This window comes from Haloarcula sp. JP-L23, from assembly GCF_011602445.1.
Taxonomy (GTDB): Archaea; Halobacteriota; Halobacteria; order Halobacteriales; family Haloarculaceae; genus Haloarcula; species Haloarcula pellucida.
Window position 1 is genome coordinate 3,325,257 of the sequence record NZ_CP050014.1, and the last position, 21,669, is coordinate 3,346,925.

Below are 21,669 nucleotides of genomic sequence, written 5' to 3' on the forward strand. Positions count from 1 at the left end.
GCGGTCGTTCGACGGTGCCACAGCGAGGCCGAGCGCGAAACGGGTTCGCGCAGTCGTCGTCCCCCTCGTTCGCCGGGCCGGTACCACCACTCGGTCGTCAGGGGCTGGATGAGCGGGGCGAGACTTCCCCTCGGCGCGTTCGTCGACCGGCCGCTGTTGCGGCGGATGCTCCGGCCCGTCGGCGGGTTCGCTACCGTCGTCGTCGCGGGCGTCCTCGGGTTCAGTACCCTCGGGGGCGTCGGCGTCGTCGACGCGCTGTTCTGGCTGTTAGACCCCACCAGCATCGAACTCCACTTCCAGACCCACGAGGGTCCCGCGACGCTCGTGAAGGCGTACGCCATCGTGGTGCTGTCCGGACTCGTCGTCGCCGGCCTCTGGATCGGAGAGACGCTCGTCTCGGCGACGTTCGGCGGCACGATTCAAGCGGAACTACGACAGATGCAGATAGAACGCAGTATCGACGAACTGGACGACCACGTCGTCGTCTGTGGCTACGGCACGTTCGGGAAGACCGTCTGTGCCGGCCTCGACGACGACCGGGACATGGTCGTCATCGAGCGACAGGAGACCCAGTACGACAGAGCCATCGACGACGGCTATCTGGCCCTCACCGGCGACGCACGCCGCGAAGAGGTGTTAGAAGCCGCCGGCATCGACCGTGCGGAGACAGTCGTCGGCGCCATCGACGACGCCGATACGAACATCCAGATAACCATCACCGGCTGCCAGCTCGCCCCGGGCGTCGATATCGTCGTCCGTGCCGGCGACAGCATGCACGAGTCCATCGCACTCCGCGCGGGGGCCGACGAAGTCGTCATCCCGGAGGTGGTAAGCGGCCAGCAGGTCTCGACCCATCTGTGAGTGAGCGGAGCCAGTGGGCAGGCTTTTCCCCCATGACACCGTCCGGCCGGGTATGAGCGACCTGACAGCGACGCTCCACACGACAGCGGGCGACATCGAAGTCGAACTGTACGACGAGAAAGTTCCCAACACCGTCGAGAACTTCGTCGGGTTGGCGGAGGGCGCCGACGACTACGACGGGACCGAGGTCGGCCCCGGGACTGGTGCCTGGGAGGACCCCGAGTCCGGCGAGAAGCGTATCGACCCGCTCTATACGGACATCGAGATTCATCGGGTCATCGACGACTTCATGATTCAGATGGGCGACCCGACCGGCACCGGCCGCGGCGGCCCCGGCTACACGTTCGACGACGAGTTCCACGACGACCTCTCACACGACGGCCCGGGCGTCCTCAGCATGGCCAACCGCGGTCCGAACACCAACGGCTCGCAGTTCTTCATCACGCTGGGCGCTCAGCCACACCTCGACGGCAAGCACGCCGTCTTCGGCGACGTCGTCGACGGCATGGACGTCGTCGAGGAGATCGGCGACGCCGACACGGACGTGAACGACGCGCCGACGAGCCCGATTCTCCTCGAGTCCGTCGAGATTAACCGCTAAGAACGAGCGACGCTAGCTCCGTTCGGGGGTGCCGCCGCGGCTCGACCCCCGCCGCGGGAACCGCTTTCTGAGGTAACGCCCGACCGGGAACAGTCGTTCGCTCATCCGGTCGGAGACGCCCGTCTCGCTGGCGTACACCAGTACCGGCACGTCCATCTCCTCGGCCAGTGCGACGACCTCGTCCGGCGTGCTGCCGAACAGCGCCTGTCTGAGCCAGCGGTCGCGCGAGGCGCCGAGGATGAGGACGCCCCCGTTGTCGGCCGCCGTCTCGACGAGGCCCGCGGCGACGGACTCGGCGGTGACGTTGTGGACCTGTGTCGTCTCGACGCCCTCCAGCGCGTCCAGCGTCGTTCCGGAGGTCTCGTCGGTGCCGCGGTCCCCCGAGGAGACGTTGACGAGGTGGAGTTCGCTGCCGCTCTGTCCCAGTTTGTTCACGAGGGGGAGCAGGGCCTGATGGTGCGGGCCGCCGCCGGCGCCGATGTTGATGACGCCGAGGTCCTCCGCGGTGACCGTCTTATCGGCGAAGAACACGTCACACGGCGCCTCGCGCTCGACCGTCTCGGTGACGTCCCGGTGGCGCTCGGGGTAGCCCATCAGGACGAGGTTGGCCTCGTCGTCGCGGGCGGTCTGGACGATGTCGAAGGCCACGTCGCGGCAGGTGTGTCCCTCGACGGTGTAGTCGACGTCGAGGTCGGCGTCGGCGAGTTCTTTCTGGATGCGCTCGGTGCGGGCCTGTGCGGTGTCCTGTACCGTCTCCCACGGCGTCTGGTCGGGTACCTGCGTGACGGTGAGGACGTGGAGGAGTGGGTCCTCGTCTGAAACCGCTGCGAGCGCTTCGCCGAGGCGCGCGTAGCGTAACGCTCGGTCCGGTCTCGCGATGGGGATGAGGACGCGGTAGCGATCCCTGGACTGGTCCTCACCCGCCGCGGCGGTCGACTCCGGAACGACCTCCCGCAGGAGGTCCTCTTCCACCGGGGTGCCGCCCCAACCGAGGTACGCGACGACGAGGCCGGCGGTCAGGACGAGGCCGGTCACCACGCCCTTCGGCGGGAGGTTGTAGATGAGCCCGATGTTCGCCAGCACGCCGACGATGGGAACGACCGGGACCCCGGGCACACTGAACCCGCGCTCGACGTCCGGGAACTTCCGCCGGGAGTAGATGAGGGCGATGTTGACGACCGCCAGCGGGAGGAGGAGGTTCAGCGTCGCGAACCCGGTCAGTGCCGTCAGGCCGAGTTGGAGGCCGAGGACCGCCCCGAGACCGCCCTCCGCCGGGAAGACGGCGATGAACAGGACGATGAGCGAGACGATGGTGGCTGTCGCCGTCGTGACGCTCCAGAACGGCGTGCCGTACTCGCGGTGGATGTGGGAGAAACGGCGGGGGGCCTGCCCCTGTCGCCCCATCAGCGACCCGATGGAACTGGCCGCCAGTATCGAGGCGTTCGACGCCGACACCATCGAGAAGATGGCGCCGGCGACGATGAGCGACCGGCCGATAGGGCCGAGGAACCCGGCGGCGACCTCCCCCATCGCCGTCTCGCCCTGTTCGGCGATGACTTCCGGTGGCACCGGGGAGTTCACCATGGCGACGATGACCAGCGCGTACAGTATCGTCACCGTCACCATGCTCGCGGCGATGGCTCGCGGGACGGTCTGCTGGGGTTCGATAATCTCGCCGGCGCTGGCGGCGATTGCCGAGAACCCGAAGAACGTGATGAACGCGAGCGCCGAGATGGTGAGGATGTCGAGCGGGCCGCCCCCGAAGTTCGTCGCGAACTCGGTGACCGCCGTCGACGGCCCGCGGAACGCGAACGCGCCGCCGATGAACGCGAACAGCACCGCCACCTTCGCGCCGGTGACGATGAGCTGGAACCCGCCGCTCTCCTCGGTCCCACGAGCATTGAGGACGCCCAGCAGGACGGCGGCGAGGACGCCCGTCGTCCCGTGCGGGAGGACGTGTAGCGACTCGGGCAGGACGAACTCGAAGAACCACTCGTCCATCGTCGCCAGATAGAACGCCGTCGTGCCGGTGTAGCCCAGAAACAGCGACATCCCGATGCCGTAGGTCAGCAGGTCGCGGTCCTCGAAGGTCCGCGAACAGAAGAGGTAGCCGCCGCCGTTCTCGGAGTAGATGGAAGCGAACTCGGAGTACGCCGCCGCCGTCACGCCGGCGATGACCGCGGCGATGACGAACGCGACGACGGCGCTGGACCCGATGGCCGCCACTGCGGTGCCAGACAGCGAGAAGATGCCCGCGGCAATCATCGTCCCGAGACCGATAGCGAAGGCGATTTTGAAGTCCAAGGTCCGGGTGTGTTCGACCATTCGTCTGCACACCGATTGTTCCACCCGTCACCTAATCCTGTTGCTTTCGAGGTTTTGTCAGCTATTCTATATTAGTGGTCGCGCTCGGCCACGTGCGACGCGACACGCCGCCGAGCGAACGTCGGCGTCGGCGACGACCCACGCGGTGAGTAACGGCTATGCCCGTTGCGCCTCTGTCTCCGAACAGTGGCACACATCGAGCGACTCACCGTCTATCCGGTAAAGGCACTGGACGGCCGCGACGTCGAGCACTCGACCGTCCTCCCGGGCGGCACCCTCGCCCACGACCGGGAGTTCGCGATGTACGACGCCGACGGCGACGTGGTCAACGGCAAGCGAACCGCCCGCGTCCACGACGTGACGACGACCTACGACCCCGAGACCCGGATGCTCGACGCGTCGGTCCCCGACGTGGGACGCGAACAGTTCGCCCTCGACACCGAGTCGGGCCGGGCGCGCGCGGCCGAGTGGTTCGGCGACGTGTTCGACGTCGACCTGACCATCGTGCGAGATGCGGAGCACGGACACGTAGACCGTCGAGAGATGGGCCCTTCCGTCGTCAGCACCGCGACGCTGGAGACGGTGGCCGGGTGGTTCGACGACGTGACCGTCGACGGGATGCGCCGCCGCCTCCGCGCGAACGTCGAGGTGGGCGGCGTCCCGGCGTTCTGGGAGGACCGCTTCGTCGGCGCGGACGCCCCGGCGTTCGAGGCCGGTGACGTCCGACTCGAAGGCGTCACGCCCTGTGGCCGCTGTGTCGTCCCCCAGCGCGACCCGGAGACCGGCGACCGGACCCCCGACTTTCGCGAGCGCTTCATCGAGCGCCGCCGGGAGACGTTCCCCGAGTGGGCAGACCGGGACGCCTTCGACCACTTCTACACGCTGATGCTCATCGCGCGAGTCCCGGAGGCCGACCGCGGCGAGACCATCGCCGTCGGCGACGACGTGACAGTCGTCACGTAGCGGAAACCGACAGGGGAAAGACTGTCGACCGATAATCCCCACACATGACAGAGACCGACGAGCCAGTCGACCCGAGTGACGTCGGCGAGCAGGACGCGCCGCCGGTCGAGGAAAAGCCCTACAAGATAATCTTCGAGGCCAACAAGTGCTTCGGGGCGGGCAAGTGCGCCGAAGTCTCGGCCAACTGGTCGCTGGACCTCGATACGGGCATCGCCAAGCCGAAGACGTACTTCTTCGGCGAGGCGGAGCTCGACCACAACGTGAAGGCCGCCGAGGCGTGCCCGGCGAAGAAGGACCGCGGGGTCATCCACGTCGTCGACCGGCGAACCGACGAGGAGATCGCCCCCGACCCCAACGGCGACGGCACCCTTTCGGTCGACTGGTAACCGAAACCCGTTTTCCCTCTGAGTGTGGAGAGGTGCATGCGCGAGGGTCGCCTAGCCTGGCCAATGGCGGTGGGCTTAAGACCCGCTCCCGTAGGGGTCCATGGGTTCGAATCCCATCCCTCGCATGCAATCGGCCCGAACGGACGTGAGGGCCGTGTGAATCCACCGGATGGGTTCGAAGCCTATCAGACGCAGCCCCGGAACGGCGCATCGCGCCGCACGCCCGGACCGTCTGAGTTCGGTTCGAATCCCATCCCTCGCATTTTCCGACGCGAACGACGACGTGTCTGCTGCCGTCCTCGGCGACACGATGCGTTTTTCCTGCCGAGACGGCTAGAGACGTGCAATGACTGACGTGCCAGCGGACGTCGAGAGGGTCTTTGACGACCGAGACGGATTCGTCGCCGGCGGCGACGGCTACGCACTGGAGACGACTCGGTTCGACGGGCGAGTGACGGCGAGCGAGGGCGAGGCGTGGAAGACTGACTACGAAGTGACGGTCCGAGCCCCGTCCCTGCAGGCCGCGACGGCCGACGAGGTGGGGCCGGCCGTCGCCGACGGGTGGTTCGAGACCTTCGAGCGGCGCCTCGAAGACGCGCCGAAGTCGACCCGCGTGGCCGTCGAGTTAGACGAGTACACCGTCGAACGCGACGGCGAGGACGTGGTCGTCACCTACCGATTCAGTCTCGGCGGCGAACGGGAGGCCGCCGACGCGGCGAAAGCGTTCGTCGAGTACGTCGAGGGGACGTACGTCGAGGGTATCGTTCCCGGCTACGACTACGTCGGTACCGTCGCGGACCTGATGGACTCGGCGAGTACCGGCGGGAGCGAAGGGACACGCGGCGGCACGCCGCTGTAGGCGAGCGACTACAGGTTCATCTCGACGGCGGTGCCGGCCTCGCGACAGGTTTCGAGCGCGTGTTTCGCCGCCATGCCCGCGCCCTGTGCGGTGCGGTCCCGGCCGACGCCGACTTTCAACTCCACGCCGACGGCGTCCTCGACGTGCGAGATGGCGTCGGCGTACTCCTCGGCGTCCATCTTCGGGCAGACGGCGATGACGTTGTCGCCGCCGACGAAGAAAGAGAGGGCGTCGTGGGCCCGGCGCATGTACTGCATGAGTTCGGCGTAGCCCTGCTCTATCTCGATGAACGTGTCGAACTCGTTGAGTTGGTCCGTGTACTTCTCCGTCGCGTTGTCGACGTCGAAGTGCGCGAGTTGTACGTCTTGGGCAGTGCGTTCGACCTCCGAGATGGGGTCACCACGCAGTACCTCGGTCCGCGTCTCGTCCTGTGCGGACCCCTCGTCCTGTAACTGCGAGGTGGCGACTTCGAGCGCCTCGGCGGGTGAGCCGTCTACGGCCACGCTCATACTGAGGGTCACAGGATACCGGTTGCGGATGGACTCCTGGATCAGCGAGAGGTCGGCCATCGTGAGGCCGTTGGTGACCGCGATCATGTTGTCGAATCGCGAGAAGAACACGTACCCCTCGCGGTTGCCGATGAGTTGTGAGAGGTCCGCGTACAGCCGTGACTGCAGCGTCTGGAGGTCGACTTCGCGCCGCGGCGACGGCGTCACCGTCCACGGCCCGTAGTTATCGATTTGCAGTAGCGTGACTTGCGTGTGTGTCACTACACCCTGCTTGTCGGCAAGGCTATTCGACTGTTTGGATTTCCGTCGAAACCTGCCGGTGGGTCAGTCCATCGCGATGTACGTCTGGGTGCTCTCTACGCCCGATATCTCCTGGATGTGAGTAGCGGCTACGTCCTTGACTTCCGCGGGCGTCTCTACTTCTACTTTCGCGATGAGGTCGACGTCACCGGCGACGATGTGGGCCTCGGTGACCCCATCGATAGCCTCGATTTCGTTCTTCAGACGGTCCGCGTCGCCGGTGTGAGCTTTGACCATGACGTAAGCAGTGACCATCGTTAGGCACCTCCGAGTGCAGTCGCGCGGCCGCTTTCGCCGACGACGATAGAGCGCACGTCGGCGAGCGTGTCGAAGTCGGCGAGGATGACGAGGTGGTCGCCCAGTTCGAGCGTCTCGTCGGGGTTGGGAATCGTCAGCGCCGACTCGCCTTTCCCGTGCGCCATCAGTTTGGCGTTGGCCGGCAGTTCCAGTTCAGAGAGGGTGTAGCCGTGCATCGGCGAGGACTCGGTGATGATGAACTCCACGAGCTGGAGGTTCTGGGCGATGTCCGCGACGGCGCGAATGTTCCCGCCGAGCAGCGCGTTCTTCGCGGCGATGGCACCGAGCCGTTCGGGGTAGATGACCTCGTCCACGTCCGAGGCGTAGCGGCGGTATATCTCCTCGCGGTAGTCCTCGTCGATGCGCATTACGGTCCGACAGCCGTGTTCTTTGCCGATCATGCAGGCGACGAAGTTGTCGTTGAGGTCGCCGGTGAGCGCGCCCAGTGCGTCGGCGGCATCGAGGTCAGCCTCGTCGAGGATGGTCTCGATGGCGCCGTCACCCTCGATGACCTCGAAGCCGGCAGTACGCGCTCGCTCGGCAGCGCCCTCGTCCTGTTCGATGAGGACGACGTCGTGCCCGCTCTCTTGCAACACGCGTGCGGTTCGGATACCGACGCGTCCTGCACCCACGATAACAAATCGCATGTGAAGCCGTACGAGACGGTAGTGAATAAAAGTATCCCGGCGAACCACCAGCGTTCGGGGAGTCGGTCTCGGACACGCCGGGCCCACGAAGACCCGGTACGCTCCCATTGGTCGGTCGCGCGAAACTTTTTGGGTAATGGTATCGCATACCACTGTATGGTCAGCGCGTTCATCATGATAAAGACCGTCGCAGGCAAGTCAGACGAACTGCTCTCGGCGGTCGAAGAGTCCGAAGGGATCACCGAGGCCCACATCGTCGCCGGCCAGTACGACATCATCGCCGAGGCGACCGGCCCCGAAGTGTACGACGTGATGCAGTCGGTCGCGACGCGAGTCCGTAACCTCGAAGGCGTATCGGACACGCGGACGTACATCTGTCTGGAGTAACCGGTTCCGATACGGCAAAGAGCGTCGCCGCCGTAGACCGGGTATGGTCAGCGTCGTCGGCCTCGTCGGATTGCTCGTCATCGTGCTGGTAAACAGCGCCGTGACGGCACTCATGACGCGGTTCTTTCGCGTCCGGATGAACACGCGGTGGGGCAGTCTCGTCTACTCGATACTGCTCTGTCCGCTCGCCATGTTCGTCCTGTTCATGGTGTTCGGCGTGCTGGGATTCGGCGGCGGCCTCAACCTCAGTACGACCGTCGCGGTGTTGCTCGCTATCGTCGTCCCGCTAGTCGTCGGGATGACCTTCGATTACGTCTGGATGCCCTCGCCCGACGAGGTCGACCTCCCGACGTCGACGAACTGAGTCACAGGCGGTCGAGAATCGCGCCCCGGACGCGGTCGGAGACCGTCTCGGGGTCGGCCGTCGCGTCGACGCGGACGAACCGCTCGGGGTCGTCCTCGATGAGGCGCTCGTAGTTCTCCCGAACGTCCGCCAGATAGTCCGCCGTCTCGAACTTGTTGGTGGCACCGCTCCGTCGGGCGGCCGTCTCGGGATCGAGGTCGAGATACACCGTCAGGTCCGGCGGTCGGGTCCACGGCGCGTGGACCTCGCGGACGTAGTCGAGCGGGTCCTCGAAGTGGTTGGTGCCAGACAGCGTCGCCCCCTGATAAGCGTACCGGGAGTCGGAGTAGCGGTCCGAGACGACGAGACGACCGTCTGCCAGCGCCGGTCGGATGGTGTCGGCGAGGTGCGCGGCGTGGTCCGCCGTGTAGAGGAACAGTTCCGCAAGCGAGTCCGCATCGTCGTCGTCGATAGAGCGCTGGACGGCCTCGCCGTACCAGCTATCGGTCGGTTCGCGGGTGAACGTGGCGTCTTCCGGCACGGCGTCGCCGGCCCGGAGTCGCTCCCAGACCGTGGTCTTGCCGCTGCCGTCGAGGCCTTCGAGCGTGACGAGCATATCCGACCGTCGGCGCCGGGGTACGTAAGCACCTCGGAGCGTGGTCTGGCCGTCTCTGATACGGGCCGAGCGGGGAAAACCAAACCAGTTGCGCCTTACCTTTACGGTCTCGCCCAGCGACGAAACGGATATGGACGTACTTGTGGTCGGCGGGACCGGCTTCATCGGACAGTATCTGTGTCGGGAACTCGACGACCGAGGCCACGAGGTCACCGCACTGGCGCGGAACCCACACGACGCCGACCTGCCGACGGGCGTAACCCGAAAGGAAGGCGACGTGACCGACTACGACAGCATCGAGGGGGCCTTCGAGGGGCAAGACGCCGTCGTCTTCCTCCCCGCCCTGTCGCCGCTGTTCAAGCCCGACAGCGGCAACGAGATGCACGAGGTGGTCCACCTCGGCGGCACCGAGAACAGCGTCAGGGCCGCCGAGGAACACGGCGTCGACCGCTTCCTCCAGATGAGCGCGCTGGGCGCGGACCGGAACGCCGCGACCCACTACCTCCGCGCGAAGGGGAAGGCCGAGGAAGTGGTCAAAGACTCGGACCTCGACTGGGTCATCTTCCGGCCCTCCATCGTCTTCGGCGAGGGTGACGAGTTCGCCTACTTCACCAAGCGACTCAAGCAGATATTCGCCCCCGGCGTCCCCCTGTATCCGCTGCCCGGCGGCGGCGAGAAGGCCCACTTCCAGCTCATCTGGGTCGAGGACTTCGTGCCGATGCTGGCCGACGCGCTGGAAGCGGACGAACACGTCGGCCAGATATACGAGGTGGGTGGTCCGGAGACGCTGAGTCTCAAGGAGGCGACCGAACTCGTCTTCGAGGCCGAGGGCAAGTCCATCACCATCGTCCCGCTGCCGATGCCGCTGGCGAAGATCGGGCTGCCGGTACTGGGGGCGTTCGGCTTCCCGATGGGGAGCGACCAGTACGAAGGGCTGGACTTCGACAACACCCCCAAAGAAAACGATGTCGGGGCGTTCGGCGTCGACCCGAACTCCATGCGGACGTACGGGGACTATCTCGGCGTCGAGTAGCGCTCTCGACCACCGGTTTTCTCAGTCCTAATAGTGGATTGTCTCCGACGGGCGCCGACCCGCAGCCGCGATAAATCGGTCTGTCCGAGACAGAGCAGGAATAATGGCCCCCTAACATCAGTATTCTTTTGTTTTTCAGTCGGACTTTCATCGGTGAGATTTGGGCAAAAAACTTATACGCGCAATCCTACTTAGGCCTTTTAAGCGGAGGACCATATCAATGAAACTCGCGATGATCGGCTTCGGGCAGGCCGGCGGTAAAATCGTGGACAAGTTCCTCGAGTACGATCAGAACACGAACTCGGGAATCGTCCGCTCGGCCGTGGCGGTCAACACAGCCAAGGCAGACCTGCTCGGACTCGAACACATACCGGAGGAGAATCGAGTGCTCATCGGCCAGGCCCGCGTCAAGGGCCACGGCGTGGGCGCAGACAACGAACTCGGCGCGGAGATCGCCGAGGAGGACATCGACGAGATACAGGGCGCTATCGACAACATCCCAGTCCACGAAGTCGACGCCTTCCTCGTCGTCGCCGGACTCGGTGGGGGGACCGGGTCCGGTGGCTCGCCGGTCATCGCGAAACACCTCAAACGTATCTACACCGAACCCGTCTACGGACTCGGCGTCCTGCCCGGAAGCGACGAGGGTGGCATCTACACGCTGAACGCCGCCCGGTCGTTCCAGACGTTCGTCCGCGAGGTGGACAACCTCATGGTGTTCGACAACGACGCCTGGCGAAAGACCGGCGAGTCCGTCGAGGGCGGCTACGACCACATCAACGAGGAGATCGTCCGTCGCTTCGGCGTCCTCTTCGGTGCCGGCGAGGTCGAGGCCGGCGACAACATCGCCGAGAGCGTCGTCGACTCCTCCGAGATCATCAACACGCTCGACGGCGGTGGCGTCTCCACCGTCGGCTACGCCTCCGAGGACGTCGAACTCTCCTCCGGTGGCGGCGGCCTCCTCTCCCGATTCAAGGGCGGCGACAACGGCGGCGACGACGGGATGGATACCGCCAACACGACCAACCGCATCACGTCGCTCGTCCGGAAGGCCGCACTCGGTCGGCTGACGCTCCCCTGCGAGATCGAGGGTGCCGAACGCGCCCTCCTCGTCATGGCAGGTCCACCCGAACACCTCAACCGGAAAGGTATCGAGCGCGGTCGCAAGTGGCTGGAGGAGCAGACCGGTTCGATGGAGGTCCGCGGTGGTGACTACCCGACCAACGCGCCGAAGGTCGCAGCCTCCATCCTGCTGGCGGGCGTCCACAACGTCCCGCGAATCAAGGAACTCCAGCAGGTCGCAATCGAGGCACAGGACAACATCGACGACATCAGGAAGCAAAGCGAAGATAACTTAGAGGACTTGGTTGAAGACGATGAGGATGAACTCGATCCACTCTTCTAGGGGCATCGTCACCGTCCTCTGTGTGGTCGGTCTGCTCGCGTTCGCCGGCACGGCCAGCGCCTTTACTGTCTCTACAGAGGGCGTGCCCTCCGAATCTGCCGTCGGCGAGGAAGTGTCGGTCACCTACACCATCGACGACCCCTTCACCGGAACGTCCAACGAGTGGACGCTCGCGGGCGAGACGGAACTGGAAAACGTTAGCTGGACCGTGACGGTCCTGCGCGCCGGCAGTCAGGTCAGTCAGCAGACCTACGGCGACCAGTCGTTCAGTCAGGACCTCGACATCGACAACAACGGCGACCAGGTCCGGGTCGAACTCACCGGCACGACGCCGGCCGTCGAGAACTACACCTACCAGCCAGAAGAGCAGTACGTCGTCGCCAGCCTCACGCGAGTGAGCGGGAGCAACGAAGAGGAGTTCCAGAACAGCACGGCCCACCACTACACCGAGCAGAGCAAGGAGGCCCGACAGGCCATCGACAGCGCCCAGACGGCCATCGACAACGCCGGTGGGAACCAGGAGGCAGAGCAACTGGTCGACAGCGCCGTCTCCTCCTACGAGAACGGCAACTTCCAGAACGCGATCAACCTCGCGAATCAGGCCCGTGACACGGCCCAGCAGGCCCAGCAGAGTCAGCAGACGACCCAGACGCTCCTGCTGGCCGGCGGCGGACTAGTGGTCCTCCTCCTGCTCGCGGGCGGCGGATACTACATCTACACGCAGACCCAAGGCGACGACTACAGCAAACTGTAATGCGATCCGTCGTCCCCGTCTCGGGGAGAGACCCCAAAACGCGACTTTCGCCCGTTCTCAGTCCCGCCGAGCGACGCGACTTCACCGAGGCGATGCTCGCGGATGTCGTGGCCGCACTCGAGAGCGCCGGCTACAGCCCCGAGGTGGTCTCGACCGGACCGGTGGACTGTGACGCGCCGGTGACCGTCGACGACCGGGGCCTCGACGCACTCGTCAACGACCTGCTCTCGGCGGGGCCACTCGCGGTAGTGATGGCCGACCTGCCGCTTCTCACCGCCGAGGCCGTCGACCGCCTGTTCACACCCGATGCCGACGTGGTACTGGCACCCGGACTCGGCGGCGGGACGAACGCCGTCGTCTGTCGACACCCCGACTTCCGGGTGGACTACCACGGCGCGTCGATTCGGGACCACCGCCGCATCGCGCGGACTGTCGGGGCCAGTCTCGCCGAGGTTGACTCGCGAGTGTTGGCGACGGACGTCGACGAACCGGCCGACCTCGCGGAGGTCCTGCTCCACGGCGACGGAGCGGCCGCCGACTGGCTGGCCGACGCCGGCTTCGAGTTGTCGTTCGACGACGACGGCCGCGTGGGTGTCGCCCGTGAGTGAACGCTTTTGGTCGTCCGGCACAGACCGGCGGACGTGATTCCCGGGGCCGAGGCCTACGACGTCGACGTGGCTATCGACGACGACGCGATAGAGCGCTTGGTGTCGGTGACGCCGGCCGACGTCGACGCCGCAGACGAACTCTCCTACTGTCGGAACGTGTTCGTCCCGCTGACGACCGCCTGTCGGTACACCTGCACCTACTGTACGTACTACGACCCTCCCGGACAGGCCGACCTCATGACCCCCGAGGAGATACGCGAGACGTGCCAGCGGGGGGCCGACGCCGGGTGTACGGAGGCACTGTTCACGTTTGGCGACGACCCGGACGACCGCTATACGGAGATGTACGACCAACTGGCCGCGTTGGGCCACGAGACCATCCACGAGTACCTCCGACAGGCTTGCGAGATAGCGCTGGAGGAGGGGCTTCTCCCCCACGCCAACCCCGGCGACCAGACGCGCGAGCAGATGGCGACGGTCGCGGACCTGAACGCCTCGATGGGCGTGATGCTGGAGACGACCGCAGACGTACAGGCCCACGGCGGTCCCCGGGCGAAGAACCCCGGCCAGCGGTTGGCGACGATTCGGACCGCCGGCGAACTCGGCGTCCCGTTTACGACCGGCATCCTCGTCGGCCTCGGCGAGGACTGGCGAGACCGAGCAGAGAGTATCCTCGCTATCCGCGAGATGCACGAACGCTACGGTCACGTACAGGAGGTTATCGTCCAACCGGTCGTCGAAAACGAGCGTTGGCAGAACGGGTCGCCGGACCTCGCGACGATGCGCCGCGTGACGGCGATGGCGCGCGCGGGTCTGCCCGAGGAGGTATCGGTACAGGTGCCGCCCAACCTCGCGCCGGCCCGCGACCTGACCGACTGCGGCATCGACGACCTCGGCGGCGTCTCCCCGGTGACGGTCGACCACATCAACCCCGAGTACGAGTGGCCCGCCCTGCAGGAACTGCGGGCCGTCGCCGACAGCGCGTCGGTGCCCCTCACCGAGCGCCTGCCGGTGTACGAACGGTTCGCCGACGACGAGTGGCTCTCCCCGCCGATTCGCGAGGCCATCGACGCCGACACGGCCGCCGGCGAGCGCTTCCGGTCGGTCCTCGAACGGGGCGAGAACCCGGTCGACGCCTGACGACGGTCCATCCAGCGCCCCGCTGTCGGTCGTAACTGGGCTTTGTGCGTGCTATCCGGCTAGCCGAAACGCCGTGTGCCGTGCGTGAGTCGTGAGGAAATGCCCTCACGCAGTTACAACTACTGAGAATCGCCTAGACGGCTAGGTCCTAGTTATATACCCTCCGGAGCGCCTATGTGTAACATGTCCGGGGCGTGCCTCTGACAGCCAACCCGGGCAACGACGTCGTCTCGGGGCGGCCACGACCGAGGACGTGGTCGCCTCGGTTTTACGACGGAAACACTCGTCCCGTAGTGGCGCCTCAGTCCAGAAGTGGCGTCCCGTCGGCCCGTGGACCGAGTTCCGGGCCGACCACGTCGGCGTCGGGGTCGACGACGCGGCGCTGTTCGTAGTCCGTCGACCGTTCTACGGGCGTCCGGCCGATGGCGGTTATCATGTCCGTGTACTCGCGGAACGAGCGGAACTCGCCGTAGCCGCCGCCGGCGCGTTTCGTTATCTCCTCTGAGAGGATGGTCCCCATGAAGTCGTCGGCGCCACAGGTCAGCATCTTCAGGCCGTGAGCGTCGCCGTATTTCACCCACGAAGACTGGATGTGGTCGACGTTGTCCAGAAAGAGCCGCGAGACCGCAATCATCAGTTCGTCCTCGTCGGGACTGGCGCCCCCGGAGACCATGTCGCGTTCGTACAGTGGCGTCTTCGTGTGGACGAACGACAGCGGGACGAACTCCGTGATGGCCCCGGTCCGGTCCTGTAGGTCACGGACCTTCTGGAGGTGTCGCACGCGGTGTGTCGCGTTCTCGACGTGGCCGTACATGATGGTCGCCGTGGTATCGAGGCCGACGCTTGCGGCGGCCTCCATCGCCGCCAGCCACTCGCCGCTGTCTATCTTTCCGGGGCAGATGACGTCGCGGACCTCGTCGACGAGGATTTCGGCGGCCGTGCCGGGGACGCTGTCGAGGCCGGCGTCCTGCAGGCGACCGAACACCTCCTCGTAGGACCAGTCGGTCCCCCGGCGGGCGTGATAGGCCTCCTCCGGCGTCATCGAGTGCACGTGGACGCCGCCGACGTCCATCGCGCGTATCTGCTCGCAGTAGGTGCCCGGGTCGACGTCGTATTCGCTCGCCGGGCGGTAGTTCAGGTCGCCCCGGTCGCTGGCTTCCAGAATCTCCAGATGCTCCGCGTCGAGCGCCAGTGCCGGGTGGAGACCGGAGACCGAACAGACCTCGTAGATGCCGCGGTCGATGGCGTCACTGACGATGTCACGAGACTCCTCGGGGGTCTTGGTGAACCCGCCGTGCTCGTCCTGATAGCTGCTACGGAACTGCTCGGAGCGGTCCTTGAAGTTACAGAACAGGCAACCGGTGTTGCAGGCCGTCGTGACGTTGTTGTTGAGGTTGGCGACGAACGTCACCTCGTCGCCGACCACCTCGGCCCGCCGTCGGTCTGCGGCCTCTAACACCTGTTCTTTCCGCCGGCGGTCGATGCCGTCGTGGTCGGTTCCGGTGGTGATGAGTTCGACGCCGTCGGCGACGGACAGACGCGCCCCGTCGCGCGCCTTCGCGAGTGCGTTCTCGAAGGACTGGTCCGTCACCGGCCGGTGGGTGAAGTCGAACTCCCCGGCAGGGTCCGCGGCGTCGAAGGCGTCCGGCATTGCTCGTCCGAACGGGAACGACGGCAAAAAGCGTGTGGGTGTGTGCGGACAGCGCGTTCCCGCGCCCACGGCGGACTACCCCGACGGGAGGACGCCGGTGACTGCACCGACCGTCTCGGCGACCACCCACGCGACGAACGTGACGTACGCTGCCAGCAACCCGTAGGACTCCGCCGTGCTCAAGGAGAGTTCGGTCCGCAGGGCGGTAAAGAGGAGGATGGTCGCAAGCGTGAGGACGCCGAACATCGGCACCGCCATCTCGAAGTCGACGGTCCACGCGCCGACGATGAACACGCCCATCGGAATCGCGACGAGCAGGTCGAACGTGTTCGAGCCGAGGACGTTCGCCAGCGAGGTGACGCCGCGGTTCTGTCGGGCGGCGCGAACGCTGACGAGCGTGTCCGGAAGGCTCGTCGCCCCGGCGAGGATGGTGACGCCGAGCAGGAACTCGTCGGCGCCGACCGCCTCGCCGATGACCGACACCGAGTGGACGAGGTTCTCGACGGCGACGAGGATGACCGCGAGGCCGGCCAGCAAGAAGAGCCACTGCCGTCCGACGGCGACGTCCGCGGCCTCGCTCCCGTCGCTCTCGTAGTCGGCCGTGTCCTGATACTGGATGAAGACGTAGAGCCCGTACAGCGCGAGCGGTATCGCCGCCAGCGGACGGGTGACCGCTCCCGAGAGCGTCGCCTCGCCGGGGTAGTAGATGACCGCGAGCGCGAACGTGATGAGCAGGACGGAGACGGCCAGCATGTAGAACTGCGCCTCCTTGTAGACGAGCGTTCGGTTGGCCTCGATGTCGTCGTCGGTGGTGATGCCGGCGACGGCGGGAATTACGAGGACATTGAAGATGGCCGACCCGACGATGGCGCCGACGCCGAGCGGCATCGACCCGCCCAGCGCCGCCACGACGACGGTCGCGAGTTCCGGAAAGCTCGACCCGACGGCGACGATTATCGCCCCCTGCACCACCTCCGGGAGGCCGTAGTAGGCCGCCAGCCGTTCGCTCGCCGCCTCCAGCCACTCGCTGCCTTTCCATATCGCCACCGTCGCGGCGACGATGACACCCACCGCGACGAGCAGGTTCCCAGCCATGTGGTCGTGGATGTCGGGGCGACGGCAAATGGGTTCCCCTCCGTCGGCGGTCCGAACCGCTAGCATCCTCCGATTCTCACAAGTGTTTAAGGACTAGTCGTATATGCCGCCGTTCGTCAGGCCATCACGTAGGAGCGAGACAGACGGACACCAATGACGGACCAGACGCAGTACCCAGACAGCCCAGTGCAGTTCCCCCGTGACGACGTGGCCGCGGTCGAATCGGCCGTCGCCGCGTTCCTCCGTGAGCGCGTGCGGGCCGCCGACGCGGACGGTGTCGTCGTCGCGATGAGCGGCGGCCTCGACTCGACGGTGACAGCGACCCTCGCGGCCGAAGCCCTCGGCCCCGACCGGGTGCTCGGCCTCGCGTTGCCCTGTCACAAGACCGACGCCTGCGCGGCCATGGAGGCCGAAACGGTCGCCGATCACCTCGGCATCGCGTTCCAGCGAGTTCACCTGCGACCGCTCCTCCAGCAGTTCCATCAGGCGGTCGTCCCGACGCTAGACCCCGGCGTAACGGACGGCTCGGCGCCGACCGAAGACCGGGCGCTCGGGAACGCCATTGCCCGCTTCCGGATGACCTGTGCGTACTACGTCGCCAACCGGACGAACCGCCTCGTCGTAGGCACCGCCAACCGGTCGGAACTCCTGCTGGGGTACGTCACGAAACACGGCGACGCCGGCGCGGACCTGTTCCCCCTCGGCGACCTCTATAAGACCGAGGTCCGGGAACTCGCCAGACACCTCGGCCTCCCTGACGCCATCGTCGAGCGAACGCCGACCGCCGGCTTCCGCGTGGGTCAGACCGACGCCGACGACCTCGGCGCGACCTACGACGTCGTCGACGCCGTGTTGTGGCGCGTCGTCGAACAGGATGAGTCGGTCGAGCGCGTGGCTTCGGCGCTCGACGTGGCCGAAGACACGGCGGCCCGCCTCGTCTCGATGTGTTCGACGACGGCGCACAAACGGTCGCTGCCGCCGACGCCGGGTATCGGGGACCGGGTCCGCAGGCCAACGGACTCTCCGCCCCGGTGACTTGCCGTAGAGGCTCGTCGCGCCGAGTGAGAAACGTCTTTGTCCCCGCCCGCAAAGCGCCGGCAATGACGAGCGTCAAGGAGTTCCGTATCGACGAGGCGGCGACGGCCACTGATCTCGGTCGCGGCGCGTTCGTGTTCACGGACGACTACTCGGTGTTCGACTGGGGGAAGATGCCGGACACGATTCCCGAGAAGGGCGCGTCGCTGTGTACGATGGGCGCGTTCAACTTCCAGTTGCTAGAGGAGAACCACATCCCGACCCACTACGAGGGCGTCCGGGCCGGCGACAGCGACGAGGTGCTGGACCTCGGCGAGGCGCTCTCGGCGGGCCACGCCCCCGAGGAGATGGTCATCTCGCTGACGCAGGTGCCGGACCTGCCGTTCGCGGACGGTGAGTACGACTACGAGGCCTACCACGACGCCGCGGGGCAGAACTACCTGATTCCGCTCGAAATCGTCTTCCGGAACCGCGTGCCCGTCGGGTCGTCGCTCCGGAAGCGCACCGACCCCGCGGACCACGGCCTCGACTTCGAGGCGTGGCCGGACGAGGTGGTCGACTTAGACCAGCCAATCGTCGAGTTCTCGACGAAGTACGAGGAACAGGACAGCTACCTCGACCGTGCGGAGGCCGACCGCATCGCCGGCGCCGCCAGCGTCGACCAGTTGGAGGAACTGGCGCTCGCGGTCAACCACGTCGTCACGGACCAAGCCGCAGATGCCGAGTTGGTCCACGAGGACGGCAAAATCGAGTGTCTCTACCACGAGGGCCAGATTCGCGTCGCCGACGTCGTCGGCACCTTCGACGAGAACCGCTTCTCCTACGACGGCCAGCAGGTCTCGAAGGAGGTTATCCGCCAGTACCACAAGCGAACCCAACCGGAGTGGGTCGAGGCCGTCTCCACGGCCAAACAGCGGGCGACCGAGGAGGGCACCGCCGACTGGAAGTCGCTGTGTGACCGCGAACCGGAACCGCTCGACGAGTCGGTTATCATGGCCGCTCGGGACCTCTACTGTGCCGGGACCAACGCCTACGTCGGCGGCGACGTCTTCGACGCGCCGTCGCTTTCGGCCGCCGTCGACGCCGTTCGGGACCTGTAACGAGAGCGAAAACACCGGCTCAGTCGCCGAGTCGCACGTCCACGTCCGTCACCGACACCGTGGTCTCGTCGGTCGTCAGCACGCACGAGACCGTCTCGCCGCCGACGGGCGCACAACTCATCTGTGGGTGGCTATCGAGGGAGCGGCCCCACGCCTCGTGCCGCGGCGAGGTCACGTTGAGGTAGACGGTCTCGCCCGCCGTCCCGGTCGACGCGACCGAGGTCCCGTTGGCGGTCGTCCGGACGCTGGCCGTGGTCTGGCCGCCGACCGACGTCGCCGCCACCGGTCGGGTGCGAACGACGTGTAGTCGCGCGTAGTCGGCCGTGACGAGCGGTCGCGGCGGTTTGGCCATCACCTGTCCGGCCCGGTCCTCGCGGAGGACGGCCCCGTTCGAGTAGACGACCCGCGTCCCGCTCTTGGCGTCCAGCACGAGCGGACGGGTGTCGACTGTCTTCCGAAACCCGTCGGCCGGGACGTGGACCTCGAACGTCACGCTCGGCCCGACCGACAGCGAAACGTCGTCGAGTTTCACCGTCGTCGTCCGACTCGGAACGCCTTCGGTGGCCACGTCGTCGACGTTGGTCGCCAGCACCTCGAACGACCGGACGCCGTTGGTGACCCGTTCCTCGTCCCGCACGTCTTCGAGAGCCGCGAACCCGGTGACGCTGACGAGGCCGACCATCACGAGGACGGTGCCGAAGATGACGACGTAGCCGACCGTCGTGCTCTGGGCGCGGTCGGTCACGCGTCCACCTCCAGCGTGTCGGTCCCGTCGTCGTAGGTCACGACGACCGGCCCGCCGCCGACGGTCGTCTCCGCGATTTCGGTCCCGGTCTTGAGGTGGACCGCGACGGAGGTGTCGGCCACGTCGCTCACGAGGACGATGCGGTACCGATAGAACGCCCCGGTGGCCGCTCGTTCGTCGATGCTGAGTCGGTACTGCCCGTTCGCGACGCGGTCGGGAAGCGTCGCTCGCACGGTGACCGTCCCCGGCGCGTCCGCCGCGCGGACCATGCTGTCCGCCGTGGTCAACTCCGCGGCGAGACGGTTCCCGAGGACGGACAGTTCCGAGTGGACCGCCTTACTGCGCTCGTCCTCGACGAGCGAGACGGACACCGAGAGCAGGGTGACGACGAGCAACAGCGTGATGCCCAGCGTCAGGACGTACCCGACGGCTGTCGAGGCCCCGCGGTCATTCATCTGCATCACCCGCCAACACCGTCGTTTCGGTGACGTACGAGGACTGTGGCGTCTCGTACGTGACGCGAACCGATGCGCTGTAGAGGCGCTCGGTCACGTGCGGGTCGCCGCTGCCCGCCGTCCCGTAGTCGCTGTCCTCGACGAAGGGGCGAGACCGGTCGACGGTCATGGTGTAGTTGCCGGCGGCGTTCGACCCCCAGTGATACTCGACGTCGTAGGACCCCCCCACGGCGTCGAACCCGGCGACCTGCGGACAGTGGGTGCCCTCGACCGACCCGTTCGAGAGGTCGACGATAGCGTAGCCGTCGCCGCCCGCCGAAACGGCACAGGGAGACTGCAAGGACCCGCTCGTGTCCTGCACCCTGACGACCACGTCGCCGCTTTTCTGGTAGACGAACAGTCGCCACACGTCGGACCCGTCGGTCACGTCGAGGTGGAACACGTGGTCGTCGTGCAACGTGGTCGCGTTGGTGTCGTCCGGCGAGTCGACGAGCGCGCTTTCGGAGACGTTCAGTCGGGCGTCGCGGGTGCCGGAGGCGCCGCTGGCGAGCGTCCAGTTGTCCGCCCCGGACACGTTCGTCATCGTGCGCGTCGCGTTGGCCTGCATGATTCGGGTCCCGTTGGTCGTCCCGGTGACCGAAACGGTCGCTCGCGCCCCCCGTCGGGCCGCGTAGCCGTCGGCGTGGTCGCTCCAGTCGGCGACGCCCTCGTCCAGTTCGGTCTGCAGGGTCGTGTAGTCCGTGTCGTTGTGGCGGTTGACGTACGCGAGCGTTCCGTCGACGCCCTCGACGGCCGCGTCGGCGAACCCGACGGCGTCCCGGCCGTCGTCGCCGTGGCTCGCGGCCATCGTCTGGGAGTACGCAGAGGCGTTCAACGCCAGCGCGAGCACCACGAACAGGACGGCGATGCCGAACGTCGTCACGAGCAACACCTGTCCGCGGTCCGCTCGTTCGGGGCCCGTCAGGTCGACCACAGCACCACCTCCACCGTGACTACGTTGTAGACGCCGCTGTCGGGAGCGCTGTCGGGTGCATAGAAGGACGCGTTCACCAGCGTTTGTTCGGTCGGCGCCTCCGAAGCCGTATACAGCACGTCGTCGTCGTACAGCGTGAGCAAGGCGGCGACCCTGACGGCGTCGTCGCTCGGGGTCCCGCTATCGACGACCCGTTTCGTCTCCGTCTCCCCCGTTGCGTCGCGGTACTGGACGTTGACGTTGTAGGCCACGCCGTCGTCACCGACGCTGCGGTCGAGTCGGTCCCCGAAGTCGGTCGGTAGCGTACCGTTGCTGTAGGCCGACTCGTACGGTTCGAGGCCGTGGAACGTCCCGGTCGAGTTGTTCCAGTACAGCACCGTCCGGCGGAGCGACCCGTCCTCGGCGGCGGCGTCCAACACGCCGCTCCCGACGCGTTCGAGTTGGCGCTGCTGGGCCTCGCTCGCCGTACTCGCTGTCTGTGGCGTCACGGCCGTCGCCTGAAGCGCGAAGACGACGGCACCGAGGAGGAGCAGTGCGGCGACGAACGCTTCGAGCGTGTACGCCTGCGCGCGGGTCGACAT

Annotated in this window: 25 protein-coding genes and 1 tRNA gene; 15 read left to right on the forward strand and 11 right to left on the reverse strand. The window is 66.5% G+C overall.

Annotated features, from left to right (window positions below):
• The first annotated feature begins 108 nt into the window (after positions 1–108).
• On the forward strand, positions 109–861 hold the full coding sequence (locus G9465_RS17435) for a TrkA family potassium uptake protein (RefSeq protein ID WP_166972322.1): 753 nt from the start codon (positions 109–111) through the stop codon (positions 859–861).
• A 52-nt stretch (positions 862–913) separates the two neighbouring features.
• Positions 914–1,462, forward strand: coding sequence for a peptidylprolyl isomerase (locus tag G9465_RS17440; protein ID WP_166972324.1), 549 nt, complete (start codon positions 914–916; stop codon positions 1,460–1,462).
• A gap of 12 nt (positions 1,463–1,474) precedes the next feature.
• Here G9465_RS17440 and G9465_RS17445 read toward each other — a convergent pair whose 3' ends face one another.
• A complete protein-coding gene (locus tag G9465_RS17445) occupies positions 1,475–3,787 on the reverse strand; it encodes an amino acid permease (RefSeq protein ID WP_166972326.1) in 2,313 nt (770 codons plus the stop codon).
• A gap of 186 nt (positions 3,788–3,973) precedes the next feature.
• Between G9465_RS17445 and G9465_RS17450 the strand changes: the two genes are divergently transcribed.
• From G9465_RS17450 to G9465_RS17465, 4 genes are all read left to right on the forward strand, one after another.
• Positions 3,974–4,750 carry an MOSC domain-containing protein gene (locus G9465_RS17450; RefSeq protein WP_166972328.1) on the forward strand — a complete coding sequence of 259 codons (777 nt, stop codon included), beginning with the start codon at positions 3,974–3,976 and terminating at the stop codon, positions 4,748–4,750.
• Between the two features lie 44 nt (positions 4,751–4,794).
• Entirely contained in the window at positions 4,795–5,136 is a 342-nt protein-coding gene (locus G9465_RS17455; protein ID WP_166972330.1) for a ferredoxin, read from the forward strand.
• A gap of 40 nt (positions 5,137–5,176) precedes the next feature.
• A tRNA-Leu gene (locus G9465_RS17460) sits at positions 5,177–5,261 on the forward strand.
• 221 nt (positions 5,262–5,482) lie between these two features.
• Positions 5,483–5,995 carry a DUF5813 family protein gene (locus G9465_RS17465; RefSeq protein WP_166972332.1) on the forward strand — a complete coding sequence of 171 codons (513 nt, stop codon included), beginning with the start codon at positions 5,483–5,485 and terminating at the stop codon, positions 5,993–5,995.
• An 8-nt stretch (positions 5,996–6,003) separates the two neighbouring features.
• On the opposite strand, the gene G9465_RS17470 is transcribed toward G9465_RS17465, so the two are convergent.
• The 3 genes from G9465_RS17470 to G9465_RS17480 form a co-directional block, all read right to left on the reverse strand.
• Positions 6,004–6,765 carry a GTP cyclohydrolase III gene (locus G9465_RS17470; protein WP_166972334.1) on the reverse strand — a complete coding sequence of 254 codons (762 nt, stop codon included), beginning with the start codon at positions 6,763–6,765 and terminating at the stop codon, positions 6,004–6,006.
• 63 nt (positions 6,766–6,828) lie between these two features.
• Positions 6,829–7,059, reverse strand: coding sequence for an Lrp/AsnC family transcriptional regulator (locus G9465_RS17475; RefSeq protein ID WP_166972336.1), 231 nt, complete (start codon positions 7,057–7,059; stop codon positions 6,829–6,831).
• Between the two features lie 2 nt (positions 7,060–7,061).
• Positions 7,062–7,748 carry a TrkA family potassium uptake protein gene (locus tag G9465_RS17480; RefSeq protein ID WP_166972338.1) on the reverse strand — a complete coding sequence of 229 codons (687 nt, stop codon included), beginning with the start codon at positions 7,746–7,748 and terminating at the stop codon, positions 7,062–7,064.
• A 156-nt stretch (positions 7,749–7,904) separates the two neighbouring features.
• Between G9465_RS17480 and G9465_RS17485 the strand changes: the two genes are divergently transcribed.
• Together G9465_RS17485 and G9465_RS17490 are read left to right on the forward strand one after the other, a co-directional pair.
• Entirely contained in the window at positions 7,905–8,135 is a 231-nt protein-coding gene (locus tag G9465_RS17485; protein WP_166972341.1) for an Lrp/AsnC family transcriptional regulator, read from the forward strand.
• Between the two features lie 43 nt (positions 8,136–8,178).
• Complete coding sequence (locus tag G9465_RS17490) at positions 8,179–8,499, forward strand: hypothetical protein (protein WP_166972343.1); 321 nt, start codon at positions 8,179–8,181, stop codon at positions 8,497–8,499.
• 1 nt (position 8,500) lies between these two features.
• On the opposite strand, the gene tmk is transcribed toward G9465_RS17490, so the two are convergent.
• Positions 8,501–9,094, reverse strand: coding sequence for a dTMP kinase (tmk, locus tag G9465_RS17495; protein WP_166972345.1), 594 nt, complete (start codon positions 9,092–9,094; stop codon positions 8,501–8,503).
• Between the two features lie 130 nt (positions 9,095–9,224).
• On the opposite strand from tmk, the gene G9465_RS17500 reads away from it, so the two are divergent.
• The 5 genes from G9465_RS17500 to cofG all read left to right on the forward strand — a co-directional run bounded on the left by G9465_RS17500 (position 9,225) and on the right by cofG (position 14,034).
• Positions 9,225–10,127: a complex I NDUFA9 subunit family protein gene (locus G9465_RS17500; RefSeq protein WP_166972347.1), complete on the forward strand. Its 903-nt coding sequence runs from the start codon at positions 9,225–9,227 to the stop codon at positions 10,125–10,127.
• Between the two features lie 220 nt (positions 10,128–10,347).
• Complete coding sequence (locus G9465_RS17505; RefSeq protein WP_166972349.1) at positions 10,348–11,532, forward strand: tubulin/FtsZ family protein; 1,185 nt, start codon at positions 10,348–10,350, stop codon at positions 11,530–11,532.
• A complete protein-coding gene (locus tag G9465_RS17510) occupies positions 11,510–12,286 on the forward strand; it encodes a hypothetical protein (protein WP_166972352.1) in 777 nt (258 codons plus the stop codon). Before G9465_RS17505 ends, G9465_RS17510 begins: the two co-directional genes overlap by 23 nt.
• Positions 12,286–12,894, forward strand: coding sequence for a 2-phospho-L-lactate guanylyltransferase (gene cofC, locus G9465_RS17515; RefSeq protein WP_166972354.1), 609 nt, complete (start codon positions 12,286–12,288; stop codon positions 12,892–12,894). Before G9465_RS17510 ends, cofC begins: the two co-directional genes overlap by 1 nt.
• A 33-nt stretch (positions 12,895–12,927) precedes the next feature.
• Positions 12,928–14,034, forward strand: coding sequence for a 7,8-didemethyl-8-hydroxy-5-deazariboflavin synthase subunit CofG (cofG, locus tag G9465_RS17520; RefSeq protein WP_166972356.1), 1,107 nt, complete (start codon positions 12,928–12,930; stop codon positions 14,032–14,034).
• Positions 14,035–14,335: 301 nt separating this feature from the next.
• Here cofG and cofH read toward each other — a convergent pair whose 3' ends face one another.
• Together cofH and G9465_RS17530 are read right to left on the reverse strand one after the other, a co-directional pair.
• Positions 14,336–15,685 (reverse strand): 7,8-didemethyl-8-hydroxy-5-deazariboflavin synthase subunit CofH, encoded by a 1,350-nt coding sequence (cofH, locus tag G9465_RS17525; RefSeq protein WP_166972358.1) that lies wholly within the window; start codon positions 15,683–15,685, stop codon positions 14,336–14,338.
• 75 nt (positions 15,686–15,760) lie between these two features.
• Complete coding sequence (locus G9465_RS17530; RefSeq protein WP_166972360.1) at positions 15,761–16,780, reverse strand: sodium:calcium antiporter; 1,020 nt, start codon at positions 16,778–16,780, stop codon at positions 15,761–15,763.
• A gap of 153 nt (positions 16,781–16,933) precedes the next feature.
• Between G9465_RS17530 and G9465_RS17535 the strand changes: the two genes are divergently transcribed.
• Complete coding sequence (locus G9465_RS17535; RefSeq protein ID WP_166972362.1) at positions 16,934–17,815, forward strand: NAD+ synthase; 882 nt, start codon at positions 16,934–16,936, stop codon at positions 17,813–17,815.
• A gap of 65 nt (positions 17,816–17,880) precedes the next feature.
• Entirely contained in the window at positions 17,881–18,915 is a 1,035-nt protein-coding gene (locus G9465_RS17540) for a phosphoribosylaminoimidazolesuccinocarboxamide synthase (RefSeq protein WP_166972364.1), read from the forward strand.
• 19 nt (positions 18,916–18,934) lie between these two features.
• On the opposite strand, the gene G9465_RS17545 is transcribed toward G9465_RS17540, so the two are convergent.
• The 4 genes from G9465_RS17545 to G9465_RS17560 are packed head-to-tail and all read right to left on the reverse strand — an operon-like array spanning position 18,935 to position 21,669.
• Positions 18,935–19,660, reverse strand: coding sequence for a hypothetical protein (locus G9465_RS17545; RefSeq protein WP_166972366.1), 726 nt, complete (start codon positions 19,658–19,660; stop codon positions 18,935–18,937).
• On the reverse strand, positions 19,657–20,121 hold the full coding sequence (locus G9465_RS17550; RefSeq protein WP_166972368.1) for a hypothetical protein: 465 nt from the start codon (positions 20,119–20,121) through the stop codon (positions 19,657–19,659). The genes G9465_RS17545 and G9465_RS17550 overlap by 4 nt, the downstream gene beginning before the upstream one ends.
• Positions 20,108–21,088, reverse strand: coding sequence for a hypothetical protein (locus tag G9465_RS17555; protein WP_166972370.1), 981 nt, complete (start codon positions 21,086–21,088; stop codon positions 20,108–20,110). Before G9465_RS17555 ends, G9465_RS17550 begins: the two co-directional genes overlap by 14 nt.
• Complete coding sequence (locus G9465_RS17560; protein ID WP_166972372.1) at positions 21,076–21,669, reverse strand: hypothetical protein; 594 nt, start codon at positions 21,667–21,669, stop codon at positions 21,076–21,078. Before G9465_RS17560 ends, G9465_RS17555 begins: the two co-directional genes overlap by 13 nt.